At 37.0% G+C, this 5,901-nt stretch carries 4 protein-coding genes and 3 pseudogenes; 6 read left to right on the top strand and 1 reads right to left on the bottom strand.

The features are described 5' to 3' along the window. Positions 1–34: 34 nt before the first annotated feature. A pseudogene (locus ASJ81_RS23265) lies at positions 35–301 on the top strand (IS6 family transposase); the annotation flags it as partial. Positions 302–388: 87 nt separating this feature from the next. On the opposite strand, the pseudogene ASJ81_RS08085 reads toward ASJ81_RS23265, so the two are convergent. Further along, a pseudogene (locus ASJ81_RS08085) lies at positions 389–882 on the bottom strand (IS4 family transposase); the annotation flags it as partial. On the opposite strand from ASJ81_RS08085, the pseudogene ASJ81_RS08080 reads away from it, so the two are divergent. The 5 genes and pseudogenes from ASJ81_RS08080 to ASJ81_RS08050 form a co-directional block, all read left to right on the top strand. Continuing rightward, positions 883–993, top strand: a pseudogene (locus ASJ81_RS08080) (IS5/IS1182 family transposase); the annotation flags it as partial. Positions 994–1,361: 368 nt separating this feature from the next. After that, positions 1,362–1,649, top strand: coding sequence for a hypothetical protein (locus ASJ81_RS08075; RefSeq protein ID WP_048108737.1), 288 nt, complete (start codon positions 1,362–1,364; stop codon positions 1,647–1,649). A gap of 270 nt (positions 1,650–1,919) precedes the next feature. Then, positions 1,920–2,729: a helix-turn-helix transcriptional regulator gene (locus ASJ81_RS08070; protein WP_245859942.1), complete on the top strand. Its 810-nt coding sequence runs from the start codon at positions 1,920–1,922 to the stop codon at positions 2,727–2,729. Between the two features lie 412 nt (positions 2,730–3,141). Further along, the gene (gene fae / locus ASJ81_RS08065) at positions 3,142–3,657 is read left to right on the top strand and encodes a formaldehyde-activating enzyme (protein ID WP_245859938.1); all 516 of its coding nucleotides are present in this window, start codon (positions 3,142–3,144) and stop codon (positions 3,655–3,657) included. 1,448 nt (positions 3,658–5,105) lie between these two features. Then, entirely contained in the window at positions 5,106–5,513 is a 408-nt protein-coding gene (locus ASJ81_RS08050) for a DUF1699 family protein (RefSeq protein WP_095644032.1), read from the top strand. Positions 5,514–5,901: the final 388 nt, after the last annotated feature.

Below are 5,901 nucleotides of genomic sequence, written 5' to 3'. Positions count from 1 at the left end.
TCAAGTACGGTTCCTAGGGGAGAAAGGAGGAGCAATCCTCCCGACTTACCCAACAGTAAATCCTTTTAAATGGAAGCATTATGAAGGAGAAATTATTCTACTAAACGTAAGATGGTGCTTAAAATATTCATTGAGTTTCCGAAATTTAAAGGAAATGATGGCAGAAAGAGGAGTAATAGTCGACCATACTACCATTATAAGATGGGCACATCAATATTCACCTGAAATAGAAAGGAAGGTAAGAAGGCACTTAAGACCAACTAATAACTCTTGGAGAGTTGATGAAACTTCATTGGTCATCGGTTAAGGCTTCACTTCCTTCTCTTGTTATTCTTTTTTGATCCAATTCATTCATTTTTTACTCAAACCACTCACATCTAACCCTTTGTCTGTTAAACATCTGAGTTTTGTAGAAACCAAGATCAACAAGGAGAATACGGTCTTTGATCCAGGGACCGATTCAGTGTTTTTATCTCAGCTGTTTTTTCGGAGTACAGAGCAACGGTTTTAGGGCCGTTAGCAACTGACTTACCATAACTCCTACTTTTATTCCCGCAGCTACTGTTCTTGCTCTTGCTGCTGGAAACTTATCTACTAAAGAAGAATGAAGACGAACAATTGTGCTGTCCTGAATGATAATATCCTGGAAGTTTTCGAGTTTCTTACTGAGTTTTCTACCAGGTTCTTTTGCAAGTTCTTCTATCCGTGAATTACACATTGATGCAGGAGCTCAACAAGTTCTGGAGTAAAACGATAGTGCCAGCTGCTATTGCTTATGGTTTTACGAGACTCAGTTTCATATTCTCGTTTCAAACTGGAAAGTGTACGCTGCAAGCGTACGCCAAAACTAAGAGTTAAAACCCAAATGATGACAGGGTCAATTATACAAGGAGTTCTGTCCAAAAGTACTGTTCATTAGCTATACTTTTAGTGGGGATAACTGTAAATTACGGCATTAAAGGTAGAAAGGAATTACAAGCCTTATCTGAATGAAGAAATAAGGAGGGGGCTAAACCTATAATAAACTACGAAGAAAATTTACAGAAAACTTAGCATACTGCCTTTTTTCACTTCAGGTTTTTTACTTTAAAATAAATTCAATTTAAAATAGGACTAACCTGAAGTTTTTAGTGGCGTTTTCTGCTCAAAAGAGGTAAATGGTTTCAATTGTGAAAACATAGGATGCAAGTGAAAACATAGGATGCAAGTGAAAACATAGAGTGCAAATAAGCTCTGGGAACGAAATGATAAGTTAACTGAAATTTCCGGGTCAGGATGGAAGAATCTGGCTAACAAAATAGAAAAAGAAATATAGGATTATTTTTTATTACCAACAATAATTTTTTTTCAATGGGATAAACATGGAATTGACCTTGCAGATTGATACCGACTACTCGCTTCAGGAAGCAAGCGAGATTATTCGCTCGGCTCTGGAACATGAGAAACATCTTGCAAAATACAAGATTGATCGCTACGCCATGATCTGCGATGAGTTTGAAGATCGGTACGATCTGATCTCTACCGAACTCATAAAAAAATTCGAAGCTGGCGAACTTCTCGCTGAGGAATATCTTGAGTGGTATGCTGCAAAGCGAGGGCTTGATCACTGGAAGAAAAAGCTGGCTTTACTCAGGAGCATTAGAATGTGATTGCTCTAAAAACTCATTAGCAAACTTAATAACATTTCTTGCTAACTAATCGACAATTTTTCAAAAAACTGTTCGAAACCTATCCAAAGGCAAACTCAGTAATAAAAATTATACTGTTGTTTACTCATTCTAAAGCGATTTCAACCCTTAAATTCCTGTAAAGTTCGTTTTTGCTTGTTATGTCTACCTATTACTGTATAAATTTAATGAAAACATATTTATAACTGCCACACCATCTTCTCATAATAAACTTTTTTGATGGTGATTCGGATGGGCACAAAAATCGGTTTAATGAAACTGGTCTTTCGGTCTGAGAGACGCAGAAACCTTCTGATTTACCTCAAAGATGGACCCAGATCCATAGGTGAAATTCAGGAACACCTGTCAGTAGATTCCGTCTCTATCCTTCCCCAGCTTAAAAAACTTAAAGAGAGAGAACTGGTCATACAGAAGGATCACACTTATGAGCTCTCCATTATAGGGAAAGCGATTGTGGATAGGATGTCTCCTTTTCTGGATACCATGAAAGTGTTCGAAGACAATTTCGGTTACTGGTCACTACGGAGTTTAGAAGGAATCCCCCAGGTTTTACGAAGCCGAATCTGGGAATTGAAAAGCTGCAAACTTATCCGTCCAGATCTGAATCACATGTTCGAACTTGACTCCGAGTTTGTGGAAAATCTTCTTCTTTCAAGGCAGGTTCTAGGCTTCAGTTCTTATTTCCATCCCTCATTTATTTCTCTCTACCTGGAAATCGCAAAAAAAGGGACCCAAATTTCTTTAATACTGACCGAACCCGTGCTAAAGAGGTTTAAATCCGATTACAGTGAAGAGTTTCAAACTCTGGTTCAGTTTGAATGTGTCAACCTGTCTCTTTTGCCGAAAAACCCGAAACTTGCAGGCTTCACGGTAACAGATAGGTTTTTCCTGCTCACCATTCTCCCTCAAGTAAAGTTTTTTGATCATGAAAGCCTGGTCAGTTCCGATCCTCAAGCTCTCAAATGGGGAGCCGACCTATTTTTGTACATGCAAAAGGAATCAGTGTCGGTTTCAGACAAAACGAGTTTGATAGTTCATTGATATTTTTCTTTATCTGGAGCTAAAAATGCAGAAATAGTGAACATGTAATAGTGAGTATGTAATAGTGAGTATGTAATAGTGAGTATGTATTGCTTGATTGCTCTAAAACGTCATAATAACTTAAAATAGAGATTTTTCGATAGTAAACATGTCCAGTTACGTTTTTCTATATAATTTACTTATTCCCTTTTGTTCCTTGATCTCAAGCTCCGTTTTTCCTTAATTTGTTAAAATCAAAACTGGCAAATTATTTATGTATGTGTGCAAGTATTAAAAGAGTTAATCATCCTCTCTGATAGGAGTAGTTCTGCTTAATAACTGATTCGCTATCTTATTCATTGATAATATGAAAATTAATTCTCTTCTTTCTGGCGATTTTGGATATTAAGCCTTTATTTGTGAAACATATGAGGTGTTAAACTTGGTCAAAAATATTCTAAAAAGTATGGTAGGGGAAGCTCTCATAGGTTCTGGTCCGGAAATTGCACACATAGACCTGGTTATCGGGCCAAGAGGAGGGCCAGTCGAAGTAGCATTTATGAATTCACTTGCAATGCCCAGGCAGGGTCATACCCCACTTCTTGCAGTCCTGGAACCAAATCTCCAGCCCAAACCTGTGACTCTGCTTGTAAATAAGGTAACTATAAAAAACGTATCGCAAGCTGCCCTTATGTTCGGGCCGGCTCAGGCTGCAGTTGCAAAGGCAGTTATGGATTCCGTGGCTGATGGTGTGCTCCCTGAAGAACAGGCTGATGACACTTTTATTATCGTTTCAGTATTTATTGAATGGGATGCTAAAGATAAGGACAAAGTTTACGAATTTAACTATGAAGCGACAAAGCTTGCAATAGCAAGAGCTATGGAAGGTAAGCCAACTGTCGAAGAAGCACTTGCTAAAAAAGATTCAGCAAAACATCCGTTTGCCTGAATATTTTGGCATAATTAATTTCAAAAAGCAGTTTATTTCAGGTTTAAACCTACCTTCTTGAACTGCTGACAGGCGGAATCTCAGAGCTTCTTATCCAGTCTATGAGACTCTGCCTATAGTCTTCTTTCTAATCTTTTTAAATATCTTGGCATATTTCGAATAGAGATGCCTGCATACACTTTTCCGGTCTTTCGGATTTCTCGTGCAGTACATAACCAGTGCTTCAATTCTAAAATCAATTCCTTATTTAGCATGAAAATGCTGCCATCAGCATGCATTTTCATATAGTTGTGCATGTTATTCAAGGAATACCATGTTTGTTTCCTGAAAAAATATGTAATCTACAGACCGGTTCTAAAGTCAAGTTTTATGAGCTTAATTCAGAATCTCAGTACTAGGACCCTGTACGGATGCAGTATTTACGGATTGTAATCTTTGATCAACTTGTCTTTAGGGTAAATATACCTGAAATATATAATACGTTATACTACTTTACTTCAAAGACAGGCTCCAGTGCTGTACTTCAGCTTCAATTCTCTATATGTGTCTATCAGGAGCTGAAAAAGCTTATAGTGAATAGAAACCTGATCTTTTTAGAAAACAAAATCAGAAAACCTACTCTTATCTTAGAACTCTAAAGTGCTAACGTATCCATCTGACTGAGTGTTGAATCTCCGAATTATTTTTTAGTTAAAAAAGGTCAGAAATTCAAAGTTTACTGTAAAGTTTGTGCTAATAGTTAACCGGAAAAAGATACAAGCAGCAGGCTGATACCTTACTTTTTCCAGCATTAGGTAACCTCAGTCCTTATTTTTTCCTTTCTAGAGCAGTTGTAAATCTTATAAAATATCTTTCTTCCTAAATTATTTTCTGCTTTTTTCTTTCAATTTCTGGATTTATCTCGCTCTTCCTCTGAAGTATGAAGCTGCCAGATAACCTAACATTAAGTGTCATATAACAGCAGTATAAGGTAGACTTTTCCTTCTAAGTTTTTTTGTCCTGGATGGTTGTACTCTCTATGCTGTATTCCAGAACATTTCTCAAACTTTGTGAGTATAGTTTATCTATGTTTGGAGCACGTTCAGGAATACATTCAATATCACTTTCAGAGATACGTTTAGTATCACTTTCAGGGGCACGTTTAGTATCATGTTCCGGAATACGTTCAGGAGTGCGTTTAGTGACACATTCAGGACAGGTTTTTGTTTTTTTCTTTTATTTCTTTGCTGAGAATGTTCTCGCGAGGACTAAAATTTCTGATTTATGATTATTTTTATAGGTCTTATTCTTTCCAGGCTTTTATCGGCCTCTATGAGGACCGGAACGGATATCAAAGACTGAGTAACTGCGTAAAAAATAAAAGTGCGGGCAGACAAATATTTATAATAAGTATAAGTAGTTTATATTGAGGTAAAAAATAGAAACTTTATAGTGGGGGAATTACATACATGAAAATTAGAGTAGTTAGTTCTAGAGAGGAAATATTCACTCTCAATCCTAATGAACGTGTTGTTCATCTGGCCTTCAGGCCTTCGAACAAGGATATTTTTGCACTCGTTGAAACCTGCCCGAAAATTGAGGTAATTCAGTTGCCCAAATCTTACAGGCGCACGGTTTCAAAATCTATAGAAATGTTCCTTGAGATGCAGAGAATCCAGCTTATCGAAGGCGATGTATGGGGTCACAGAAAGGACATTAACGAGTACTACAGTATTCCTTCCTCAGTCATTGAGAAAATAAGGGAGTTAAAATCTGAGGGGACACCTGCTGAGAGAATCGAAGAAAAGGTTTCAAGGGAAAGCAAACTTAATCCTGAAATGGTTGCTTATATCCTGACCAAGGAAGCTTCTGCCTGAATAAGTATCAAGTCGGACTTCCACCGGATTGTTAGGTACAGGTAAAACCATATTAATAGTATCAAACCTTTGAGAATATCCTCTATTATCCAGATTCCAGCTTAAATATTAAGTTTAAGGAGCCTGAGTAGGTTCCCTGATCCTGGGCAGTAGCGTGAGCTTTCCAGGACAGGGAGACTCCATATGTTTTTTGGTTCACAATTCTCTTCTGTTGTTATTGTTTATCTAATTAGTTGTTTTTACCTTATTAATTGTTTTTACTAGTTATTTTTGTTAGCTACTTTTATTAGCCATTTTTGTTTAGCTACTTTTGTTAGTTTTTTTCTTACTAGTTTCGAGTCAAACACGAAATGTCGTATAAAATCGAGTGCAGTTATTAGGGATCATT

The organism is Methanosarcina spelaei (assembly GCF_002287235.1).
Classification (GTDB): Archaea; Halobacteriota; Methanosarcinia; order Methanosarcinales; family Methanosarcinaceae; genus Methanosarcina; species Methanosarcina spelaei.
This window is presented reverse-complemented; position numbering and strand designations above follow the sequence as displayed.

What these genes read in the sequence shown, in the direction of transcription:
- ASJ81_RS08070 (WP_245859942.1), top strand. Translation starts at nt 1,920, where the DNA reads ATGGGCACAAAAATCGGTTTAATGAAACTGGTCTTTCGGTCTGAGAGA.
- ASJ81_RS08075 (WP_048108737.1), top strand. Translation starts at nt 1,362, where the DNA reads ATGGAATTGACCTTGCAGATTGATACCGACTACTCGCTTCAGGAAGCA.
- ASJ81_RS08050 (WP_095644032.1), top strand. Translation starts at nt 5,106, where the DNA reads ATGAAAATTAGAGTAGTTAGTTCTAGAGAGGAAATATTCACTCTCAAT.